Genomic DNA, 20,824 nt, shown 5'->3' with positions numbered 1-20,824 from the left:
GGTGTCTTCATATTGTTTTTAATTAAAAAATGGCTTCAGGTCTCACTGATGATAGCGGTATTCTTCTCTGGGGCCATACAGGCCCATGCGGAAGATCTTGAAAAAACAGTGAAGAATGTTTATGAACAGCCGGATGATTTAAAGGTGGATAAAGGTGAATCAAAAGGCTCTAACTCCACCAAACAGACAACGAATCCAGACAAAGTGGGGATAACCGTTTGGGAGTTTCTGAGGATGATATTTGCTACTATTTTTGTAGTGGCCCTTCTATATATCCTATTAAAGTTCATCAATAAAAAAAGTAAATCGTATCAAAAGGCAAATTCAGTGGAGAATTTAGGCGGTACGGGCCTTGGCGCAAATCGTTCTGTCCAGCTTGTTAAAGTTGGCGGGAGAATATTGGTGATCGGGGTCGGTGAAAATATTCAGCTCTTGAAAGAAATAGATGATCCCGAGGAATATGAACAGCTTTTGAAAGATCACAATGATAAGATCGATCAAATGATCCAGCCTGGGGAACTTGCAATGAAGTTGAAAAATAAGTGGTTGAAGAAAAGCGGATCCGAAACCGCCAGTTTCTCTGCAGAATTCAAAAGTCAACTTGATCAATTGTCTGATAGCAGGAAAAAGCTGTTAAAGGAGCTTGATAGGAAAGGAAGAGACATTGAATGAATGAGTTCATGGAGTTTTTTAATAACAGTGATCCCGCTAATGTCTCTACTTCCGTCAAACTTGTTCTACTGATGACTGTCTTATCGCTGGCTCCAAGCATATTGATCTTGATGACCTGCTTTACAAGAATCATCATTGTCCTGAGCTTTGTGAGAACATCGCTAGCTACACAGCAGATGCCGCCGAATCAGGTGTTGGTCGGCCTGGCACTTTTCATGACATTTTTCATAATGGCACCGACTTTTCAGGAAGTGAATGAAAAGGCATTAACCCCGTTATTTAATGAAGAGATAGATTTAGAAGAAGCATATGTACAGGCCTCGATACCATTTAAGGAATTCATGAGTGCCCATACAAGGCAGAAGGACCTTGAGCTATTCTTGGAATATGCGAAGGTGGATAAGCCTGAAACGATACAGGACATTCCCTTGACTGCCTTTGTACCAGCTTTTGCAATCAGTGAAATCAAAACAGCTTTTCAAATAGGTTTCATGATTTTCATTCCCTTTTTGGTTATTGATATGGTCGTTGCAAGTGTCCTGATGTCGATGGGGATGATGATGTTGCCGCCAGTCATGATTTCGCTGCCATTTAAAATCCTCCTTTTCATTCTTGTTGACGGATGGTATTTAGTGGTGAAGTCTTTATTACAGAGTTTTTAAGCAGGTGAGAATAAATGAGTGCAGATTTTGTTATTGATATAGCGGAAAAAGGAATTTATATGGTTTTGATTATCGCGGGCCCATTGATGGTTATCGCTCTTATTGTAGGACTATTAGTAAGCATCTTTCAGGCAACTACACAGATTCAGGAACAAACCTTGGCATTCGTTCCGAAGATCGTCGCAGTCTTATTGGGACTCATTTTATTGGCTCCATGGATGTTGAGCCACTTATTATCATATGCAAATGAAATATTCGGTAATCTGAATCGATTTGTAGGGTAGGGCATGGAGGAATTATTTCCGCACTTTCCCGCCTTTTTATTAATTGTGGTCCGGGTCACTACGTTTTTCGTGGCCATGCCGATCTTTTCGTACCGATCCATACCGGTACAGCATCGGGTCGGGCTTGGAATCTTCCTTGCCTGGATCATGTACTACACCATTGATGCTCCGGTTCTGGAATTGGATGTCACATTTTATTTATTGATCATGAAGGAAGCGCTTGTTGGCCTTTTCATTGGATTTGCAGCGTATATGATTTTATCGGCCGTTCAAATAGCTGGCGGATTGATTGATTTTCAAATGGGTTTTTCAATAGCGAATGTCATCGATCCCCAAACGGGGGCACAAAGCCCGTTGATGGGACAATATCTTTATACAATCGCTTTATTATTCCTATTGAGTACTAATGGCCATCATTTGCTTTTGGATGGGATTTTTTATAGTTATCAGTTCATCCCGATTGACCAATTATTTGTGCCATTCGGAGATCATGCGCTGATAGAATATTTGGCCAAAGCTTTCAGCAAAGCTTTCATGATTGCTTTTCAGATGTCCATTCCTGTGGTGGGAAGTATTTTCTTAGTGGATGTCACGCTAGGGATACTTGCCAGGACAGTTCCTCAATTAAATGTGTTCGTTGTTGGGATTCCAGTGAAAATCATTGCCGGCTTAGCGGTTATCATACTGGTAATGGGAATGATGATGACGGTTGTCACCCAACTCTTCAATTTCTTGCTTTTGACCATGCGTCACCTAATGCAGTTGATTGGAGGCGTTTGATATGGAGAGGTTTCAGCTGGATTTGCAGTTTTTCGCTGGTGAAAAGACCGAAAAGGCGACTCCCAAAAAACGTCAGGATTCTAAGAAAAAAGGTCAGGTGGCAAAGAGTCAGGATGTAAATACCTCTGTGAATTTAATTGCAGTGTTTTCAGTGTTATTGCTTATGGGACCGTACATGTATAATCATTTGCTCGGTCTTATGAAAGAATATCTGCAGCATTTTACCTTGGCTGGATTCAGTGAGGAGAATATGCAAATTATCATGATAGAGGTTTTAAAGGAGATGGGCCTTATCCTAGGACCCGTTTTTGCAGCAGCGATACTAGCTGGGATATTGGCTAATGTCATGCAAGTCGGTTTTTTGTTTTCGACTGAATCCATACAGTTCAAACTTGAAAAATTAGATCCCGTTAAAGGGTTCAAACGCATTTTTTCAATGAGGGCCATTGTTGAATTATTGAAATCCATTCTTAAAATATCATTTGTTGGTTTTGTTGCCTTTTATGTACTATGGCAGCGCATGGACGAGATTATGATTTTATCACAGATTTCTGTGGAAGAAGCGATGGCAACATTGGCGGATATTACGATTAAAGTAGGATTTTATGCTGCCGTGGCTTTATTGTTCATTGCTCTATTAGACTATTTGTATCAAAAATATGACTTTGAAAAAAACATCCGGATGTCCAAACAAGATATAAAGGATGAATATAAAAATTCCGAAGGGGACCCGCTCATCAAATCCAAGATAAAGCAAAAGCAGAGGCAGATGGCCGCTCAAAGAATGATGCAGGAAATTCCCAATGCGGATGTCGTCATCACTAACCCGACGCATTTTGCTATTGCTTTAAAATATGATGAAGAAAAAGCTGAGGCTCCGTATGTAGTGGCAAAGGGCGTTGATTTTGTTGCCCAGAAAATTAAATTCATTGCCAAAGAAAATGATGTGATCATGGTGGAAAATCGGCCTTTGGCCAGGTCTTTATATGATCAGGCTGAATTAGGCCAGGCGATACCGGAAGAGTTCTTTAAGGCAGTCGCTGAAATACTGGCCTTTGTATATAAAACCAAAGGTAAACTGTAAAGATGTAATAGGGTAACCCGCTAGTTAGGAGAGAAAAAACATGCGAGCAAGAGATTTAGTTGTTATATCGAGCGTTATCATGATCGTTGCCATGTTGGTCATTCCATTGCCAACATGGTTGTTAAGTATTTTACTCCTTTTAAATATCTCTCTTGCGTTGCTGGTTCTATTGACTACGATGAATATGAAAGAACCTCTCGAATTTTCAATCTTTCCTTCCTTGCTCCTTTTACTGACATTGTTCAGGCTGGGGTTGAATGTTTCGACGACTCGTGCCATTTTGACCTATGGTGATGCTGGGGGAGTTGTAGAAACCTTTGGGTCGTTTGTAGTCGGCGGTAACGTGCTGGTAGGATTAGTTGTATTCATCATTTTGGTCATCATCAATTTCATCGTCATCACTAAAGGTTCCGAACGCGTCTCGGAGGTAGCGGCAAGGTTTACGCTGGATGCGATGCCGGGGAAACAGATGGCCATCGATGCAGATTTAAATGCTGGGATGATCTCAGAAAACGAAGCACGTGCCAGAAGGGAAAAAATTAGTAACGAAGCAGACTTTTATGGATCCATGGATGGGGCTAGTAAGTTTGTTAAAGGAGACGCCATAGCGGGCATCATCATTGTCATCATTAACTTGATTTTCGGTATGATCATTGGCGTCATGCAATTGGACATGAGCTTTGGAGAAGCAGCCGTTCATTTTTCCATGTTATCGGTTGGTGACGGTATCGTGAGTCAGGTACCAGCTTTATTGATTTCTACAGCTACGGGAATTGTCGTAACCCGGGCAGCCTCGAATGGAAACCTCGGAGCGGATATTGTTGAACAGTTATTTCAATTTCCCAAAATGCTTTACCTAACAGCAGCAACCATTTTCCTTTTAGGTTTATTCACTCCCATTTCCGACTTGTTCACCATTCCGATCGCTGCTTTATTAGTCGTTGGAGGGTATACAATTTCAAGGATACCGAAGCAGGACGAAAGTGAAATACAAGAAATGGAAGAAGTGCTGGAAACCGATGAAATGAAAAGTCCAGAAAGCGTCGTTAACCTTTTAAGTGTCGACCCGATCGAATTTGAGTTTGGATATGGATTGATTCCGCTTGCGGATGCCAATCAAGGGGGAGACCTACTGGACCGGGTCGTCATGATCCGCCGGCAGCTTGCAATTGAGTTAGGGCTCGTGATCCCTGTCGTCAGAATACGTGATAATATTCAGTTGAATCCTAATGAGTATCGGCTGAAGATTAAGGGAAGTGTCATGGCAAAGGGGGAATTGCTCCTAAATCATTTCTTGGCCATGAGTCCAGGGATGGAGGATGATTCAATAGAAGGAATCGATACGATAGAACCATCTTTCGGTTTACCGGCCAAGTGGATTACGGATGATATGAAAGAACATGCCGAGATCTTGGGTTATACAGTTGTGGACCCGCCAAGTGTTGTATCCACCCACTTGACGGAAGTCATAAAGTCCAATGCGCATGAATTATTGGGCAGGCAGGAAACGAAACAATTGATCGATCATCTCCACGAATCGGCACCTATACTAGTAGAAGAAGTCACTCCGAATCCCTTGTCTATAGGAGATGTACAAAAGGTATTGGCAAAATTATTGAAGGAAAAAGTTTCGATAAGGAACTTACCGATCATTTTCGAAACGCTTGCTGATTATGGCAAGTTATCGACTGACACAGATTTGCTTACTGAATATGTAAGGCAGAATTTAGCCAGACAAATAACGAATTCTTTTATTTCGGATGAAAATAGAATTAAAGTCATAACATTATCGGGGAAAGTTGAAAAGACCATCGCGGATGGTGTACAGCAAACCGAACATGGTAATTTTTTATCATTGGATCCAACGATATCGCAATCCATATTGGAGGCAGTTGCAGCCAAATTGGAAGAGCTGACCCTAATGGATCACCAACCGATTTTACTCTGCTCTCCAGCAGTAAGGATGTATGCCCGGCAACTAACTGAACGTTATTTTCCTAATGTACCGATTCTTTCATACAATGAACTCGAATCGAATGTAGAAATACAAAGTGTAGGGGTGGTGAATATCGATTGAAGGTAAAGAAATATTTGGCGCCATCAATGAACGAGGCAATGAAACGAATAAGGGCGGAACTAGGCAGTGATGCAGTAATCTTAAGTTCGAAGGCTGTATATAATGGTGGTTTCTTAGGATTATTCAAAAAGAGGAATATTGAAGTCATTGCAGCCATAGACCCTGTGCCCCAGCCTATCCAAGCCGTAACCAAGCAAAAATCTAAAAAGTTGCCATCAAAGCTGGAAATGGCAAGTCATGCCCCTGAACCTAATGAAGGGAATAGGGAAAGTGCTGACTTATTAAAAGAAATCGAAGGTTTGAAAGATATGATAAAGAGTTTGCAAATCTATTCAGCTGATAAAAAATATCCGGGGAAGCTGGAGAAAATCCACAAATACCTAACCGAGCAGGAAGTGGATATATCACTTCGGTCCCAAATCATGGATGAATTGCTTGAAAAATGGTTCGTTTTTAAACAGCAATCCACTGATGAAGAGGTTCAAGTTTGGTTGGAAGAAGCCATGCTCAGGATTTTGGAAAAGGTTGAAAACGGAAAACCCGGGCTGCAAAAAAAATATATTAATATTGTTGGCCCAACAGGTGTGGGAAAGACAACAACCTTGGCGAAAGTAGCGGCGGAAACCATGTTGAAGCATGATAAAAAGGTGGCTTTCATTACGACAGATACGTACAGGATTGCTGCAATAGACCAACTTAAGACATATGCCAAGATTTTAAACGTTCCAATTGAAGTCGCTTATAATTTGGAAGACTTTAAAAGGGCTGCTGAACGCTTCTCCCATTATGATTTTGTTTTTATTGATACGGCCGGAAGGAATTTCCGTAACCCGCAATATGTCAAGGATCTTAATGAAATCATCCATTTTACAGATGAGATGGAAACCTATTTAGTATTGTCCTTGACCTCTAAACAAAAGGATATGGAAGATATTTATCGACAGTTTGCTGCCATACCTATTAAACAGGTCATTTTTACAAAAGCGGACGAAACCTCCACTTTCGGGCAGATATTCAATTTTATACACACTCATAAATTAGGAGCCGCCTATATAACAGATGGACAAAATGTGCCAGACGATATTGAAATAGCTACATCATCACAGCTATTGAAAATGGCTATTGGGGCTAATGAATATGAAAGATCAAGCTGAGAATTTGCGAAGAAGATTGGAAGCCCGCCAAAATCGATCAATGGCCAAAACGATTGCTGTTTTAAGCGGGAAAGGCGGAGTGGGAAAATCAAACTTTTCATTGAATTTTTCGATTGCCTTATCCCAAAGCGGTAAAAAAGTACTGTTGTTCGACATGGATATCGGTATGGGGAATATTGATATTTTGATTGGGGAACAATCTCCCAGCAGCATTATTGATTTTTTTGAAAACGATTTTAGTTTGAAGGATATCATCATGGCAGGACCGGGAAACATTTCAATCATTACAGGTGGAACGGGGTTGACAAATCTCTTTTCACTTGATGAAGAAAAGTATACCCGGTTTAATGAGGAATTCAGTTTATTGTTTGCGAATTATGATTATATCTTATTTGATATGGGTGCAGGCATCACTCAGGATTCCATGAAATTCCTGTTATGTGTGGATGAATTAGTCGTTATCACGACGCCTGAACCCACTTCTATCACGGATGCATATTCCGCAATGAAATATATCCATTCAGTAAATAAAGAGATTCCATTTTTCCTTGTTTGCAATCGGGTTTTCACGAGTAAGGAGGGCAAAGAAACGATTAAGCGCCTCCAAAATGCACTAGTGAAATTTTTGGGACTGGAAACTGTAGCTCTTGGTTACTTGCCGGATGATAGAACCGTACCCAATTCTGTTTCCAAACAAATTCCCTTTCTCCTTTTCGATTCTGAAGCCGATGTATCCAAGGCCATTATGGACATTGCTTCGAGATATGCAAATCATTCATTTGGGGAAGAATTGACTTTGCAAAAAAGCCATTTCCTCCAAAATATGAAGAGATATTTTTTTGGAAAGTAGGTCTCCTAATATGAGTAAAGTAAAAGTGCTGATAGTGGACGATTCTGCGTTTATGAGAAAGTTGATTTCAGAGTTTTTAGCGGAAGATAGCAGGATGGAAGTCATCGGGACTGCCAGGAATGGAAGAGATGCCTTAGACAAAATAAAGGCTTTAAAACCCGATGTCGTGACTTTGGATGTGGAAATGCCCATTATGGACGGATTGGAAGCATTAAGCCGGATCATGGATGAATGTCCAACTGCTGTAGTCATGTTATCAAGCACAACGAAAAAAGGAACGGAAAATACATTTGCCGCCATGAACGGCGGAGCCTTTGACTTTGTGGCAAAACCTTCGGGTGCCATTTCATTGGATCTACATAAAATCAAGAAAGACCTCCATGAAAAAGTTATGGCTGCCAGCAGGGCAAATGTTCACAAACTAGAAAAAAATGCGATGAATATTGAAAGAAGCCCATCCGTTTGGAAAAAATATAGTAAAATAGATTCAAAAGAATCATCTAAAATTGAAAAAAATCAAGAAAAATGGTCCTATGGGTATAAAAAGATAGTAGTCATCGGTACATCAACAGGAGGCCCGAGAGCGCTGCAGACCGTCTTGGCAGGACTCCCGGAAGAGATTGATGCTCCCATACTCATTGTCCAGCATATGCCTCCCGGTTTCACAAAATCCTTGGCAACACGTCTGAATTCATTATGCAAGATTAAAGTGAAGGAAGCTGAAGAGGGGGAACTGATTCAAAAAGGTGTCGCCTATATCGCACCTGGAGGTTTTCACTTGAAAGTGAGGAAAGTCGGAATGAGCTGGGCAATCCTTTTGGATCAATCCGAATTGCGTAATGGACATCGCCCGTCGGTTGATGTGCTATTTGAATCGGTAAGTGAAATGAATGATTCTGCGAAAATAGCCGTTATCATGACCGGTATGGGGATGGACGGGGCGATGGGACTCATGAAGCTTAAACAGGAGGGGCCTTTAAAAGCGATAGCCGAATCACAGGAGACATCAATCGTTTTTGGTATGCCTAAGGCGGCAATCAATACCAAGTTAATAGATAGCATAGAGGATGTAGAAAAAATAGCTAAAGCGATAATAAGCTATTGTTAACACGTGGAGGTGTGAGATTGTATGGATATGAATCAGTATTTAGAGGTTTTTATAGAAGAAAGTAAAGAACATCTTCAAACGTGCAGCGAACAGTTGCTCGTACTCGAAAAGAACCCGGAAGACCTTTCGATCGTAAACGAAATCTTTCGTTCCGCCCATACCTTAAAAGGGATGTCGGCGACTATGGGGTATGAGGATCTAACCAATTTAACTCATAAAATGGAGAATGTGTTGGATGCGATCCGAAATAGCCAAATCGCTCTCTCTCCAGAATTATTTGATGTGATATTTTTAGCGGTTGATGATTTAGAAGCGATGGTCATGTCCATTGCTGAAGGTGGAGATGGAAAAAGAAATGTGGAGGAGGTTGTCCAACGGCTGGAAATGATTGAAAAAGGGGAGTCGCCCGTTTCTTCCACCATTGCAGAGATTGCAGCAGCTTCTGCCGTCCTTGAAAAAGAGGAAAAGACTGCGGGAGAGTACGATGAATTTGAATGGACAGTGCTTCAGCAGTCCAAAGATCAAGGCTTCAACAGCTTCGAAATCTCGATAGGGTTGCGTGAGGACTGTCTTTTAAAAGCTGCCCGGGTGTTTATGGTTTTCGAAGTGCTTGAAAAGTCAGGTGAAGTAATCAAGTCACACCCACCTGTCGAACTTTTGGAAGAAGAGCAATTCGATCAGCAATTTACGGTCACGATGGTAACAACAGAATCGATTGATGAGATAAAAGAAAAAGTCATGAAGGTTTCCGAAGTGGATCAAGTTGTGGTAAATGCCCTTGATCTTGAGGGCTTGAGGCATGGAGCCAAATCTATAGAAGATCAAGTTGCTGAAATACCGGAACAAGAGACAATTAAAGCCGTGCTTCCAACTGATAATGATGATAAGAAAAAACAGGCACCAGTTAAGCCGGCATCAAGCAAGACCATTCGGGTGAACATTGAGCGGCTTGATATATTAATGAACCTATTCGAGGAACTAGTAATCGATAGAGGCAGACTTGACCAAATTTCCAGTGATTTGGATAATCAAGAATTGCATGAAACAGTAGAAAGAATGTCCCGTATAACAAGTGATTTACAAACAATCGTTTTGAATATGCGGATGGTGCCCGTTGAAACTGTATTCAATCGTTTTCCTAAAATGGTTCGTCAGTTAGCAAGGGATTTAAACAAGAAAGTCAATTTGGAAATCAACGGTGCAGAAACGGAACTTGACCGTACAGTCATTGATGAAATCGGTGATCCGCTCGTCCATTTATTAAGAAACGCCATGGATCATGGAATTGAAACACCTGAAGAACGTTTGGCGAAAGGAAAGAATGAAGAAGGTAAAATCCTGTTAAAAGCCTACCACAGCGGTAATCATGTTTTCATTGAAATCCAGGATGACGGCGCAGGAATCAATAAGGATCGAGTCTTGAACAAGGCGCTATCCAATGGGATATTAACCAAGGAAACTGCCGCCGCCCTAACGGATAAGCAAATCTATGAATTGATATTCGCTTCTGGTTTCTCAACAGCGGAAACCATTTCAGATGTATCGGGGCGGGGTGTTGGACTGGATGTGGTTAAAAATACCATTGAGTCTCTCGGTGGATCTGTCACGATCGATTCCAAAGAGAATGAAGGATCCATCTTCCTTATTCAGCTTCCGCTTACATTGTCCATTATCTCTGTCATGCTCGTTGCAATCCAAAACGAAAAATATGCCATTCCGCTTTCTTCCATTATAGAAACAGCCATCATAAAAAAAGCAGATATCTTGAATGCCCATAATCAACAGGTTATTGACTTCAGGGGAAAGATTCTGCCGCTTCTGTTCTTGAAAGATATATTTGAAGTGCCTATCAGTCAGGAAGAAGAAGAGACCCTCTCTGTGGTCATTGTAAGAAAAGGCGATAAATTAGCCGGATTAGTCGTTGATTCATTCATCGGGCAGCTGGAAATCGTTCTGAAATCACTAGGTAATTATTTAAATAGCGCATTTGCAATATCGGGGGCAACGATTCTTGGTGATGGTCAAGTTGCTTTAATCATAGATTGCAACACATTGATTCATTGAGTGATAGATAAATGGGGCGAAGGGGACGTTGGTTCGCCCATTTCGATTCAGGTTTTCGTTAAGACTGCACATCAATCATGAGTTTATTAAAAGGAGGGGAATAGATGTCGGAGGATATGAAAGTAATCGTATTTCAAATTAAGAATAAAGAATATGCAATTCCAGTGGATAAAGTCAGCGGTATCGAAAAGATTCTCCATATTACCAGAGTTCCAAAGGCTGTAAAGTTTGTTAAGGGAGTCATAAATCTAAGGGGTGTAATCACCCCAATTATTGATTTACGGGTGCGTTTTGGTTTCGAAGAGGTGGAATACGATGAAACAACAAGGATTATCATCGTCATTCTGGATGATATGGAAGTTGGGTTAATAGTGGACTCTGCCAATGATGTTTTGGATATTCCTGTGGAGAGTATCGAACCTCAGCCTGTAGTTGTGGGCCATTTGGCTTCAGAATACATTAGCGGAGTGGCTAAAATTGAAAAGCGACTGCTCGTCCTAATCAATTTGGAGACGGCTCTAAGTCTGGAAATGACTGAAAATATGTTAAGAGAAGGATAATCATATGTCGTTCATTGAGAAAATCAACCCTTTTCAACTCGATATTTTGAAGGAAATCGGCAATATAGGTGCAGGGAACGCAGCAACTGCGCTTTCTGCCATCCTTAATAGGAAAATTGATATGAATGTTCCTAATGTCCGAATCGTTTCCTTTGATGAAATGATGGAAATGGCTGGCGGGGCCGATCACGTCGTTGCCAGCGTTTTCCTTAGAATAGAAGGTGATGCTTCAGGGAGTATGTTTTTTATCCTTTCGCTTCCTGTAGCCCAATATTTGATTCGTAAGATGACAGGTGATGAGACCTTTTTGATGGAATCCGCACCCAATAATGAATTGGCACTTTCTTGCCTTCAGGAATTAGGGAATATCTTATCGGGATCCTATCTCTCTTCCCTTTCTGATTTCACCCGATTGAATATCTATCCATCCGTTCCATCCTTGAGCATCGATATGGTAGGGGCAACGATCAGTTACGGATTACTGGAATTATCCGTAGTAAGTGACGCAGCTATCGTCATTGATACTGTGCTTGAAAAAGACCAGCATTTCGCTGATTCCATTAATGGTCATTTCTTTTTATTACCTGATCCCGAATTTTTTGATATCATTTTTTCCGCTTTAGGAGTGTCACCTAATGACTGAATGGTTAAAGGTCCAGGTTGTTAAGGTTGGAATAGCGGATATGCATATAATAAAACCTCCCTATACGATTCGCACTTCCGGTTTGGGGTCGTGTGTTGGTGTTGTAATTTATGATGAGAAAAAAGAAATTGCAGGTTTGGCACATATTATGCTGCCTGACTCTTCACTAGCTAAATCGGGGCAGATCAACGCTGCCAAATTTGCAGATACGGCGATAAAAGAATTAGTGCGGCTCTTAGTAAAAGAAGGAGCTAGAATGCCATTCCTAAAAGCGAAGTTGGCTGGCGGAGCACAAATGTTTCAATTTGCCTCCGGAGGGGATTTAATGAGAATAGGACCCCGGAATGTGGAAGCTGTCCGGAAAGAGTTATCTGACTTGCGCATTAGAGTCGTCGCCGAAGATGTTGGCGGGAATAGCGGAAGAACGATTGAATTCAATTTAAGTGATTGTTTGCTAAATATACGGACCGTTACAAAAGGGACTAAAAACATATAGGATCGGATTTGGATTTTGAAAAGCCAAAAATATGACAGAGGTACACTTGCAATCGAATTATTATTGCATGTATGGCCTTAGGGCAGTATCGGTCATAAATCGTATAACAATGTTAGGAGGATGTCCAATGTCTCATCTGACCATCGAAGAAGAGCAGTTATGTTGGAAGAATTGGGTGGATCGCAGAGATCCGCTAGCCGGGGACATTTTGGTGAAGAAATACATACCCCTCGTATCGTATCATGTTCAACGTATTTCAGTAAGTCTTCCTAAAAATGTGAGCCGGGATGATATAAGGAGTTTAGGGATGATGGGGTTATTCGATGCCCTGGAACGTTTTGACACGAGGCGTGACCTGAAGTTTGACACATATGCATCATTTAGAATACGTGGTGCTATTTTAGATGGATTAAGAAAAGAGGATTGGCTTCCGCGGAGCGCAAGAGATAAAGCCAAGAAAATTGAAGCTGCAATAGAAAAGCTGGAGCAGAAATACATGAGGAACCTTTCGCCAAACGAGATAGCCGCTGAATTGAATATTCCGGAAGATGAAGTATATGCTGCATTAAATGAGAACTTCTTTGCCAATGTACTATCAATGGATGAAAATCCCCAAGAAGACGATAAAGAAAGCGCGAATTTTCATATTAAAGATGAAAAGGCGGATTTACCTGAGGAACATGTGTTAAGGGATGAACTGTATGTTGAATTAGCCAAAGTCATAGAAACCCTTAATGAAAAAGAACAGTTGGTTTTACAGCTTTTTTATAAAGAAGAACTAACATTGACCGAAATCGGGCAAGTGATGAGCCTATCTACGTCCCGGATATCCCAAATTCATTCAAAAGCGATATATAAATTAAGAAACACGATGCAAGATCTAAAGAATTAATCATGATACCTTATTGAAGAGGGCTTCTGATTCGGGAAGCATAAAATCCCAATTGAACTTAGAAAGCCCCCTGTCAGCTTGTAAGAATTGATACGGGACCCGCATCAATAAATGCTTCGAAATCACAGAATGTTCGAACTGTACTTAGTCAATAAGAGCAAAACAACAGATTGACTATTCCGGTTAATTAGGAGGCAACATGACAGCATTTTTTATATTTCTGTTGTTTGTATTAAACATATTCACCATTTTCGCCATCATCGTTTTATATCTTCGGCAAAATCGTTTAAGTAAGTTGGAAAAAGACCAAAAGGCCATCATTGGAGAAATGGAACAAATCTTGTCTGGTTATTTGATGGAGATGAAAGAGGATAACGAGACATTGGTAAAGGCATTCAACAATTCGGTGGCAATGGATCACGAGCATGGTCAAAAAGGACAAGTACATGGCTCGATCAAAGAAAAAAAGGAAGATAAAGTAGAAAAACAAAAACAAAACATGCTGCTAGAGTATAAAGAGGGAAGCCGCGCCGCTGCTAAAAAGCAGGCGATCAACGCCTATAAAATTATGCCTGAAGAAAATGAAACCAATGCTTTACCAGTAAAAGTCGAGGACAAATTGGAGCTTTCATCGGAAGCCGCTTCTCCAAAAAACGAAGGGCAGCCAGCTGGCATGGAATTTTCGGACATGCTGCAGGCTTCGTTAAATGAACGATCATTAAATGAAAAAGTGGATATGTTAGCGGATCAAGGACATTCAGTAGAGGAAATCGCCAAAAAATTAGGTCGCGGTCAAACCGAGGTAGAACTATTACTAAAGTTTCGCATGAATAGATAAAGTTATCTCTTGATTGTGCAGAGCCATTATGATATATTATGAAATGGTGTTAATACACACGCCCCGTGATTCTTGCAGATGGTGCTGTTATGACAGTTTCTGTATGAAAATGATCGGTGCGGAGGAAAAACAAAACCATTTAGGAGGAACTAAAATGTCAGTCATTTCTATGAAACAATTGCTTGAAGCTGGTGTGCATTTCGGACACCAAACACGTCGCTGGAACCCAAAAATGAAGAAATATATCTTCACTGAGCGTAACGGCATCTACATCATCGACCTTCAAAAAACAGTTAAAAAGGTTGAAGAAGCTTATAACTTCGTGAAAGAACTAGCTGCTAACGGTGGTACTGTTCTTTTCGTCGGAACTAAAAAACAAGCTCAAGAATCTGTTAAAGAAGAAGCTATCCGTTCTGGTATGTACTATGTAAACCAACGTTGGTTAGGTGGAACTTTAACAAACTTTGAAACAATCCAAAAACGTATCGCTCGTCTTAAAGATATCGAAAAAATGGAAGAAAACGGAACTTTCGAAGTACTTCCTAAAAAAGAAGTTATCCAACTTAAAAAAGAATGGGATCGCTTAGAGAAATTCTTAGGCGGTATTAAAGATATGAAGACTCTTCCTGATGCGATCTTCGTTATCGACCCTCGCAAAGAGCGTATTGCTGTTGCGGAAGCACACAAATTACACATTCCGCTTGTTGGTATCGTTGATACAAACTGTGATCCGGATGAAATCGATGTAGTTATTCCTGCGAATGACGATGCAATCCGTGCTGTTAAATTGTTAACAGGTAAAATGGCAGATGCTATCTTAGAAGCTAAACAAGGCGAAGAAACAGCAACTGAAACAACTACTGCTTAATAAGTAAAAAAAGGTTGCTTATTTAGTAAGAAAAAAGGTGATAAGAGGATAATGCCTTTTATCCCTTTTTTTTGCACTAAATAAGCATACATAAAATCACTGTACGTAATGTCTTTTTAAAAGGTATGGGCGATTTTTCAGGAATGAAAATGTTCCGTCATATTGACTGAAAAAGTGGATGTTTTTTCAGAAATATTATCAAGGCTCGTTATTTTCTTGGATGATAACAAGTATTTTTTGGCAATAATGGGTAAAGATTGAATAAACTGCATGTAATTTGAGGAGGATATATATTATGGCAATCACTGCACAATTAGTTAAAGAATTGCGTGAAAAAACTGGTGCCGGTATGATGGACTGTAAAAAGGCACTTGTACAAACAGAAGGCGATATGGAAAAGGCAATCGATTTCCTACGTGAAAAAGGAATTGCAAAAGCTGCTAATAAAGGTGACCGTATTGCTGCTGAAGGTCTAACTTCAATCGTTGTTGAAGGAAACCAAGCGGTAATCCTTGAAGTGAACTCAGAAACTGATTTCGTTGCTAAAAACGAAGGCTTCCAAACTCTTGTTAAAGAATTGGCTGGATTCCTACTTGCTAACAAACCTGAAAGCGTTGAAGCAGCTCTTGAGCAAACTATGGAAAATGGAGCAAAAGTAGCAGATCATATCAATGCTGCAGTTGCTAAAATCGGGGAAAAATTAACTCTACGCCGTTTCCAAGTCGTTTCTAAAACAGATAACGACGCATTTGGTGCTTACCTTCACATGGGTGGACGTATCAGCGTACTATCAGTTCTTGAAGGTACAACTGACGAAGAGGCAGCTAAAGGCGTTTCAATGCATATCGCTGCAATCAACCCGAAATATATCTCTCGCGACCAAGTAGATGCTAGCGAATTAGAACGCGAACGCGAAGTACTTACGCAACAAGCGCTTAATGAAGGAAAACCTGAAAAAATCGTTGCAAAAATGGTTGAAGGACGTATCAATAAATTCTACGAAGAAATTTGTGTTAACGAACAAGCTTTCGTTAAGAACCCAGATCAAAAAGTGGGACAATTCGTTGAATCAAAAGGCGGAAAAATCCAATCATTCGTTCGTTATGAAGTAGGGGAAGGTCTTGAAAAACGTCAAGAAAACTTTGCTGAAGAAGTAATGAACCAAGTTAAAAAAGACTAATTGTCAGATAATTAATAATAGGGAACACTCTGGTGTTCCCTATTTTTTGAAATGTCATGAATTTTTGGTAGTATTGCAAGAAAGCATGATGAACGAATGAAAAGATTACATAGTTGGAGGTTCTCATGAGTAACGCTAAATATAAACGTGTCGTTTTAAAACTAAGTGGCGAAGCATTAGCCGGTGAAGAAGGATTTGGAATTAACCCTGCAGTAATTAAATCTATTGCTGAACAAGTCAAGGAAGTGGCTGAGCTTGATGTGGAAGTGGCTGTTGTTGTCGGCGGCGGAAACATTTGGCGCGGGAAAATAGGCAGTGAAATGGGCATGGATCGTGCTAATGCCGATTATATGGGTATGCTGGCTACAGTCATGAACTCATTGGCATTACAAGACAGCCTTGATCAGCTTGGAATTGAAACGCGCGTGCAAACTTCCATTGAGATGAGGCAAGTCGCAGAACCATACATTAGACGCCGTGCTATCAGGCATCTAGAGAAAAAGAGAGTGGTGATTTTTGCAGCTGGAACAGGTAATCCATACTTCTCAACGGATACCACTGCCGCCCTGCGTGCTGCTGAAATTGAAGCTGATGTCATCTTGATGGCGAAGAACAATGTGGATGGCGTATACAATGCAGATCCGGTTAAGGACAAAAATGCAGTGAAGTATGATAAACTTTCTTACCTTGATGTGATTAAAGAAGGGTTAGAAGTAATGGATTCAACTGCGTCCTCACTATGCATGGACAATGATATTCCATTGATCGTCTTCTCGATCATGGAAAAAGGTAATATTAAACGGGCCGTATTAGGCGAAACGCTTGGTACTATTGTAAGGGGGAAATAAAAGATGCCGAAACAAGTTATTTCGAATGCGAAAACGAAAATGGAAAAAGCCATTGGAGCGTATACACGTGAATTAGCAAGCATCCGTGCCGGAAGGGCAAATGCCTCATTGCTTGATAGAATCTCGATCGATTATTATGGATCGCCGACACCAGTCAATCAGGTGGCAGGCATTTCTGTCCCGGAAGCTAGACTATTAGTCATTCAACCATATGATAAAACGGTTTTGGGTGAAATCGAAAAGGCGATTTTGAAATCAGACTTAGGATTAAATCCTTCTAATGATGGATCGGTCATCAGGATAGCCATCCCAGCCTTAACGGAAGAGCGCAGAAAAGAGCTTGTGAAAGTCGTTAAAAAAGAAGCGGAAGAAGCGAAAATTGCTGTCCGTAATGTGCGTCGCGATGCTAATGATGATTTGAAAAAGCTTGAAAAAAGTGGTGAAATCACTGAAGATGATTTACGTGGCTATGCAGATGACATCCAAAAGATGACAGATGGCAATATTACGAAAATTGATGAAATTACAAAAGATAAAGAAAAAGAAATTTTGGAAGTATAATTTCCGCTGAAGAGTTGATTAAATAAAGAGGGCCGAATCCATACCGGGTCATGTCTTGGTTCTAACATATAGGTGTGCTTAAAGGAGAAAACTGTTATAATAAGGTTTCTCCGATAATGATTGCTCCTTGAGTTAGTATGTTGCATGCAAACGTTGGAGGTGGTCCTTTTTTTGCATTTTTCATGGTAATCACAACCGGTTTTAGAAAAAAAGAAGTAATGATTTCTCCCTTTCTAGCTTCTAATGAAGAAATAATTTTCATAATAATAATATGAGAACCAGTTTTTTTTTGATATTATAATATAGATTCTTTTTAAGCGGCAGAAAGCTTGATATACATAGTGCACGAAAACTTTGCCTTTGTAGAGAGATAAGTACAACCTGATGGGGGACTAACATATGTATTCACTTTGGAAGCGTTTCGTTAAAAAAGATGCTTCTTCCGATGTAACAAATAGGATTCAGCATATTAAACAGTTTGATGTTCCTCAGCATATCGCCATCATTATGGATGGGAACGGCCGTTGGGCCAAAAAGCGTGCATTGCCACGTGTGGCGGGTCATCATGAAGGTATGAAAACAGTTCGTAAAATTACGAAAGTTGCCAATAAATTAGGGGTCAAAACTTTGACAGTCTATGCGTTTTCCACTGAAAATTGGAAACGTCCAAAAAGTGAAGTCGACTTTTTGATGAAGCTTCCACAGGAATTTCTTGGAACATTTTTACCCGAGCTCATTTCCGAAAATGTAAGAGTTGAAATGATAGGGGACTTGTCTCTCATTCCGTCACATACTCAAAGTGCCGTTAAACGGGCAATGGAAGACACGAAAGACAATGATGGGATGATTCTGAATTTTGCTCTGAACTATGGAAGCCGTGGGGAGATTGTGTCTGCAGTGAATAGCATCATTCAAGATGCTAAGAATGGTATAATAAAGGAAAATGCAACGGAGGAAATGCTATCCAGTTACCTGATGACCAAACATTTGTCGGATCCTGATTTACTGATCCGTACAAGCGGTGAAATCCGTTTAAGTAATTTCATGCTTTGGCAGGCGGCTTATACTGAGCTATGGTTTACTGAGGTGCTATGGCCGGATTTTAGTGAAGAGCATTTATTGCAGGCAGTTGAGGAGTATCAAAAGCGTTCACGAAGATTCGGTGGCGTTTAATGTAGAAGGCGAGGAAAATGGAATAATGAAACAACGAATTATTACGGCAGTCGTGGTTGCCGCTATCTTCATTCCACTAGTCATTTTAGGGGGCACTCCCTTTTTACTGACGGTATATCTGTTAGGGTCAATTGGTTTGTATGAACTGATGAAAATGAAAAAGTTACGTGTACTGTCTTTTGAAGCATTTCTTTCCTACATATTATTGTGGGTGCTTTTATTGCCTAATGAGTATACTGCTTTTTTAGCAGAAATAAATTACGATAAAGTTCAAGTCTTCTTAATCGGGGTTTTGCTGCTGTTGCTTTATACAGTCGTTTCAAAAAACCGTTTTACTTTTGATGACGCAGGTTTTCTAGTGATTTCAATCCTATACTTGGGGATAGGCTTCTATTACCTATTTGAAACACGTGACTCATTGGGGTTGGGGCTAATCTATATCCTCCTTACCCTATTTACGATCTGGGCAACCGATTCCGGGGCCTACTTCATAGGTAAATCACTTGGTAAAAGAAAGCTATGGCCAGAAATAAGTCCAAACAAGACGGTGGAAGGATTTATCGGCGGGTTATTTTCCGCGATGGTAGTGGGGGTTCTGTTTTACGCATTCTCCAGCCTTGATTACACGTTATTACAATTATTATTGATTTCATTAATCATTGGTGTATTCGGCCAATTGGGCGATCTGGTCCAATCGGCGTATAAACGGCATTATGGCGTTAAGGATTCAGGGACGCTTCTCCCGGGACATGGTGGAATTTTGGACAGGCTTGATAGCGTGATATTCATTTTACCGATTTTGCATTTATTGCACGTTTTATAATATAAATATAGGCAAGTGTTATTTGAATTAGGAGATGAACAATTTGAAAAATATCAGCCTTTTGGGCGCGACAGGATCGATTGGTCAACAAACAGCGGATGTAGTAAGGTCCCATCCAGATCAATTCAAGATCGTGGCGCTTTCTGCTGGAAAGAATATAGAATTGGTCAGGACTTATATAAAAGAGTTTGAACCGAAACTGGTTTCAGTCCAGACGGAAGAAGATTATCATGTTTTGAAAAGTGAATTCTCCAGCCGCAAAGATATCGAGTTCATGTATGGGGATGAGGGTTTGACCGCTGTTGCCGTTTATGGTCAAGCGACGATATTGGTCAATGCTGTAATCGGAAGCGTTGGTCTTTATCCGACACTTCAAGCAATAAAGGCTAAAAAAGATATTGCCATCGCCAACAAGGAGACTTTGGTGACGGCAGGTCATTTGGTCATAAGTGAAGCAAAAAAAGCGGGGGTTAGATTGCTGCCGGTTGACAGTGAGCATTCCGCTATTTTTCAGGCATTGCAAGGTGAAAAGGAAAAAAATATAGAACGACTTGTCATTACTGCTTCTGGAGGCAGTTTTCGAGATCGGACCAGGGAAGAATTGAAGGATGTAACGGTGGAAGAGGCACTGAACCATCCGAACTGGTCAATGGGAGCTAAAATCACGATCGATTCGGCATCAATGATGAATAAAGGATTGGAAGTAATTGAGGCCCACTGGCTATTCGATCTTCCCTACGATAAAATTGATGTATTGCTACATAAGGAGAGCATCATCCACTCCATGGTTGAGTTTCATGACTCCAGCGTGATAGCACAACTGGGGACACCGGATATGAGGGTGCCGATACAATATGCACTTACTTATCCGGACCGCGTCCCGCTGGCAGGGCGCAAACGGCTTAACCTTGCTGAGGCAGGCAAACTGCATTTTAGCGATATGGATTTCACCAGATATCCTTGTTTGCAATTTGCTTATAAAGCGGGTAAAATGGGCGGAACGATGACTACTGTGCTTAATGCCGCCAATGAAGCCGCAGTCTCTGCTTTCTTATCAGGAAAGGTAACCTTCCTTGATATTGAAACATTGATTGAAAAAGCGCTGAATCAGCATTCCGTCATAGCCCTTCCAGATTTAGAAACGATTCAGGAAGTCGATCATATGACAAGGCAGTATATAGAATCTTTAGTGAAAGATAGGTGACCG

General features: G+C 40.6%; 22 protein-coding genes. All 22 read left to right on the top strand.

Annotation, left to right across the window (positions count from 1 at the left end):
• The first annotated feature begins 12 nt into the window (after positions 1-12).
• The 22 genes from MPH60_RS14150 to dxr all read left to right on the top strand — a co-directional run bounded on the left by MPH60_RS14150 (position 13) and on the right by dxr (position 20,821).
• The gene (locus tag MPH60_RS14150; RefSeq protein ID WP_241591180.1) at positions 13-672 is read left to right on the top strand and encodes a flagellar biosynthetic protein FliO; all 660 of its coding nucleotides are present in this window, start codon (positions 13-15) and stop codon (positions 670-672) included.
• On the top strand, positions 669-1,334 hold the full coding sequence (fliP, locus tag MPH60_RS14145) for a flagellar type III secretion system pore protein FliP (protein ID WP_241591182.1): 666 nt from the start codon (positions 669-671) through the stop codon (positions 1,332-1,334). Before MPH60_RS14150 ends, fliP begins: the two co-directional genes overlap by 4 nt.
• Before the next feature lie 14 nt (positions 1,335-1,348).
• Positions 1,349-1,618 (top strand): flagellar biosynthesis protein FliQ, encoded by a 270-nt coding sequence (fliQ, locus tag MPH60_RS14140; protein ID WP_101224658.1) that lies wholly within the window; start codon positions 1,349-1,351, stop codon positions 1,616-1,618.
• A 3-nt stretch (positions 1,619-1,621) separates the two neighbouring features.
• Positions 1,622-2,398: a flagellar biosynthetic protein FliR gene (gene fliR, locus MPH60_RS14135; protein ID WP_241591184.1), complete on the top strand. Its 777-nt coding sequence runs from the start codon at positions 1,622-1,624 to the stop codon at positions 2,396-2,398.
• Position 2,399: 1 nt separating this feature from the next.
• Positions 2,400-3,482, top strand: coding sequence for a flagellar biosynthesis protein FlhB (gene flhB / locus MPH60_RS14130; RefSeq protein WP_241591186.1), 1,083 nt, complete (start codon positions 2,400-2,402; stop codon positions 3,480-3,482).
• 40 nt (positions 3,483-3,522) lie between these two features.
• The gene (gene flhA, locus MPH60_RS14125) at positions 3,523-5,559 is read left to right on the top strand and encodes a flagellar biosynthesis protein FlhA (protein ID WP_241591188.1); all 2,037 of its coding nucleotides are present in this window, start codon (positions 3,523-3,525) and stop codon (positions 5,557-5,559) included.
• Positions 5,556-6,713, top strand: coding sequence for a flagellar biosynthesis protein FlhF (gene flhF, locus MPH60_RS14120; RefSeq protein WP_241591190.1), 1,158 nt, complete (start codon positions 5,556-5,558; stop codon positions 6,711-6,713). The genes flhA and flhF overlap by 4 nt, the downstream gene beginning before the upstream one ends.
• Positions 6,697-7,563 carry a MinD/ParA family protein gene (locus MPH60_RS14115; protein WP_241591192.1) on the top strand — a complete coding sequence of 289 codons (867 nt, stop codon included), beginning with the start codon at positions 6,697-6,699 and terminating at the stop codon, positions 7,561-7,563. The genes flhF and MPH60_RS14115 overlap by 17 nt, the downstream gene beginning before the upstream one ends.
• Before the next feature lie 10 nt (positions 7,564-7,573).
• Positions 7,574-8,671: a protein-glutamate methylesterase/protein-glutamine glutaminase gene (locus MPH60_RS14110; protein ID WP_241591194.1), complete on the top strand. Its 1,098-nt coding sequence runs from the start codon at positions 7,574-7,576 to the stop codon at positions 8,669-8,671.
• Between the two features lie 21 nt (positions 8,672-8,692).
• Positions 8,693-10,735, top strand: coding sequence for a chemotaxis protein CheA (locus MPH60_RS14105; RefSeq protein WP_241591196.1), 2,043 nt, complete (start codon positions 8,693-8,695; stop codon positions 10,733-10,735).
• Positions 10,736-10,839: 104 nt separating this feature from the next.
• Entirely contained in the window at positions 10,840-11,295 is a 456-nt protein-coding gene (locus MPH60_RS14100) for a chemotaxis protein CheW (RefSeq protein WP_241591198.1), read from the top strand.
• 4 nt (positions 11,296-11,299) lie between these two features.
• Positions 11,300-11,938, top strand: a complete 639-nt coding sequence (locus tag MPH60_RS14095; protein ID WP_241591201.1) for a chemotaxis protein CheC — start codon at positions 11,300-11,302, stop codon at positions 11,936-11,938.
• A complete protein-coding gene (locus MPH60_RS14090; protein WP_241591203.1) occupies positions 11,931-12,434 on the top strand; it encodes a chemotaxis protein CheD in 504 nt (167 codons plus the stop codon). The genes MPH60_RS14095 and MPH60_RS14090 overlap by 8 nt, the downstream gene beginning before the upstream one ends.
• Positions 12,435-12,561: 127 nt before the next feature.
• Positions 12,562-13,326 carry a FliA/WhiG family RNA polymerase sigma factor gene (locus MPH60_RS14085; RefSeq protein ID WP_241591205.1) on the top strand — a complete coding sequence of 255 codons (765 nt, stop codon included), beginning with the start codon at positions 12,562-12,564 and terminating at the stop codon, positions 13,324-13,326.
• Positions 13,327-13,525: 199 nt separating this feature from the next.
• Positions 13,526-14,164, top strand: coding sequence for a DUF6115 domain-containing protein (locus tag MPH60_RS14080; RefSeq protein ID WP_241591206.1), 639 nt, complete (start codon positions 13,526-13,528; stop codon positions 14,162-14,164).
• Between the two features lie 154 nt (positions 14,165-14,318).
• Positions 14,319-15,032, top strand: coding sequence for a 30S ribosomal protein S2 (rpsB, locus tag MPH60_RS14075; RefSeq protein WP_034313644.1), 714 nt, complete (start codon positions 14,319-14,321; stop codon positions 15,030-15,032).
• Positions 15,033-15,327: 295 nt separating this feature from the next.
• Positions 15,328-16,212 carry a translation elongation factor Ts gene (gene tsf, locus MPH60_RS14070; RefSeq protein WP_241591208.1) on the top strand — a complete coding sequence of 295 codons (885 nt, stop codon included), beginning with the start codon at positions 15,328-15,330 and terminating at the stop codon, positions 16,210-16,212.
• 125 nt (positions 16,213-16,337) lie between these two features.
• The gene (gene pyrH / locus MPH60_RS14065; RefSeq protein ID WP_034313639.1) at positions 16,338-17,060 is read left to right on the top strand and encodes a UMP kinase; all 723 of its coding nucleotides are present in this window, start codon (positions 16,338-16,340) and stop codon (positions 17,058-17,060) included.
• A 3-nt stretch (positions 17,061-17,063) separates the two neighbouring features.
• Positions 17,064-17,621, top strand: a complete 558-nt coding sequence (gene frr / locus MPH60_RS14060) for a ribosome recycling factor (RefSeq protein ID WP_053534379.1) — start codon at positions 17,064-17,066, stop codon at positions 17,619-17,621.
• Between the two features lie 399 nt (positions 17,622-18,020).
• Positions 18,021-18,794 (top strand): isoprenyl transferase, encoded by a 774-nt coding sequence (locus tag MPH60_RS14055; RefSeq protein ID WP_241591210.1) that lies wholly within the window; start codon positions 18,021-18,023, stop codon positions 18,792-18,794.
• A gap of 25 nt (positions 18,795-18,819) precedes the next feature.
• A complete protein-coding gene (locus MPH60_RS14050) occupies positions 18,820-19,617 on the top strand; it encodes a phosphatidate cytidylyltransferase (protein ID WP_241591212.1) in 798 nt (265 codons plus the stop codon).
• Between the two features lie 43 nt (positions 19,618-19,660).
• Positions 19,661-20,821, top strand: coding sequence for a 1-deoxy-D-xylulose-5-phosphate reductoisomerase (gene dxr, locus MPH60_RS14045; protein WP_241591214.1), 1,161 nt, complete (start codon positions 19,661-19,663; stop codon positions 20,819-20,821).
• Positions 20,822-20,824: the final 3 nt, after the last annotated feature.

It is taken from the genome of Peribacillus sp. Aquil_B1 (assembly GCF_022603275.1).
GTDB lineage: Bacteria > Bacillota > Bacilli > Bacillales > DSM-1321 > Peribacillus.
Note: the sequence above shows the minus strand (reverse complement) of the source record. Positions and strands in the feature narration are given on the sequence as shown.

Excerpts from the sequence above, each read along its gene's own strand:
- rpsB (WP_034313644.1), top strand. The coding sequence starts at position 14,319 with ATGTCAGTCATTTCTATGAAACAATTGCTTGAAGCTGGTGTGCATTTC.
- frr (WP_053534379.1), top strand. The coding sequence starts at position 17,064 with ATGCCGAAACAAGTTATTTCGAATGCGAAAACGAAAATGGAAAAAGCC.
- fliP (WP_241591182.1), top strand. The coding sequence starts at position 669 with ATGAATGAGTTCATGGAGTTTTTTAATAACAGTGATCCCGCTAATGTC.
- MPH60_RS14095 (WP_241591201.1), top strand. The coding sequence starts at position 11,300 with ATGTCGTTCATTGAGAAAATCAACCCTTTTCAACTCGATATTTTGAAG.
- fliQ (WP_101224658.1), top strand. The coding sequence starts at position 1,349 with ATGAGTGCAGATTTTGTTATTGATATAGCGGAAAAAGGAATTTATATG.
- MPH60_RS14105 (WP_241591196.1), top strand. The coding sequence starts at position 8,693 with ATGGATATGAATCAGTATTTAGAGGTTTTTATAGAAGAAAGTAAAGAA.
- flhA (WP_241591188.1), top strand. The coding sequence starts at position 3,523 with ATGCGAGCAAGAGATTTAGTTGTTATATCGAGCGTTATCATGATCGTT.
- MPH60_RS14050 (WP_241591212.1), top strand. The coding sequence starts at position 18,820 with ATGAAACAACGAATTATTACGGCAGTCGTGGTTGCCGCTATCTTCATT.
- MPH60_RS14055 (WP_241591210.1), top strand. The coding sequence starts at position 18,021 with ATGTATTCACTTTGGAAGCGTTTCGTTAAAAAAGATGCTTCTTCCGAT.
- fliR (WP_241591184.1), top strand. The coding sequence starts at position 1,622 with ATGGAGGAATTATTTCCGCACTTTCCCGCCTTTTTATTAATTGTGGTC.
- tsf (WP_241591208.1), top strand. The coding sequence starts at position 15,328 with ATGGCAATCACTGCACAATTAGTTAAAGAATTGCGTGAAAAAACTGGT.
- MPH60_RS14080 (WP_241591206.1), top strand. The coding sequence starts at position 13,526 with ATGACAGCATTTTTTATATTTCTGTTGTTTGTATTAAACATATTCACC.
- flhB (WP_241591186.1), top strand. The coding sequence starts at position 2,400 with ATGGAGAGGTTTCAGCTGGATTTGCAGTTTTTCGCTGGTGAAAAGACC.
- MPH60_RS14085 (WP_241591205.1), top strand. The coding sequence starts at position 12,562 with ATGTCTCATCTGACCATCGAAGAAGAGCAGTTATGTTGGAAGAATTGG.
- pyrH (WP_034313639.1), top strand. The coding sequence starts at position 16,338 with ATGAGTAACGCTAAATATAAACGTGTCGTTTTAAAACTAAGTGGCGAA.
- MPH60_RS14110 (WP_241591194.1), top strand. The coding sequence starts at position 7,574 with ATGAGTAAAGTAAAAGTGCTGATAGTGGACGATTCTGCGTTTATGAGA.
- MPH60_RS14115 (WP_241591192.1), top strand. The coding sequence starts at position 6,697 with ATGAAAGATCAAGCTGAGAATTTGCGAAGAAGATTGGAAGCCCGCCAA.
- MPH60_RS14090 (WP_241591203.1), top strand. The coding sequence starts at position 11,931 with ATGACTGAATGGTTAAAGGTCCAGGTTGTTAAGGTTGGAATAGCGGAT.
- MPH60_RS14100 (WP_241591198.1), top strand. The coding sequence starts at position 10,840 with ATGTCGGAGGATATGAAAGTAATCGTATTTCAAATTAAGAATAAAGAA.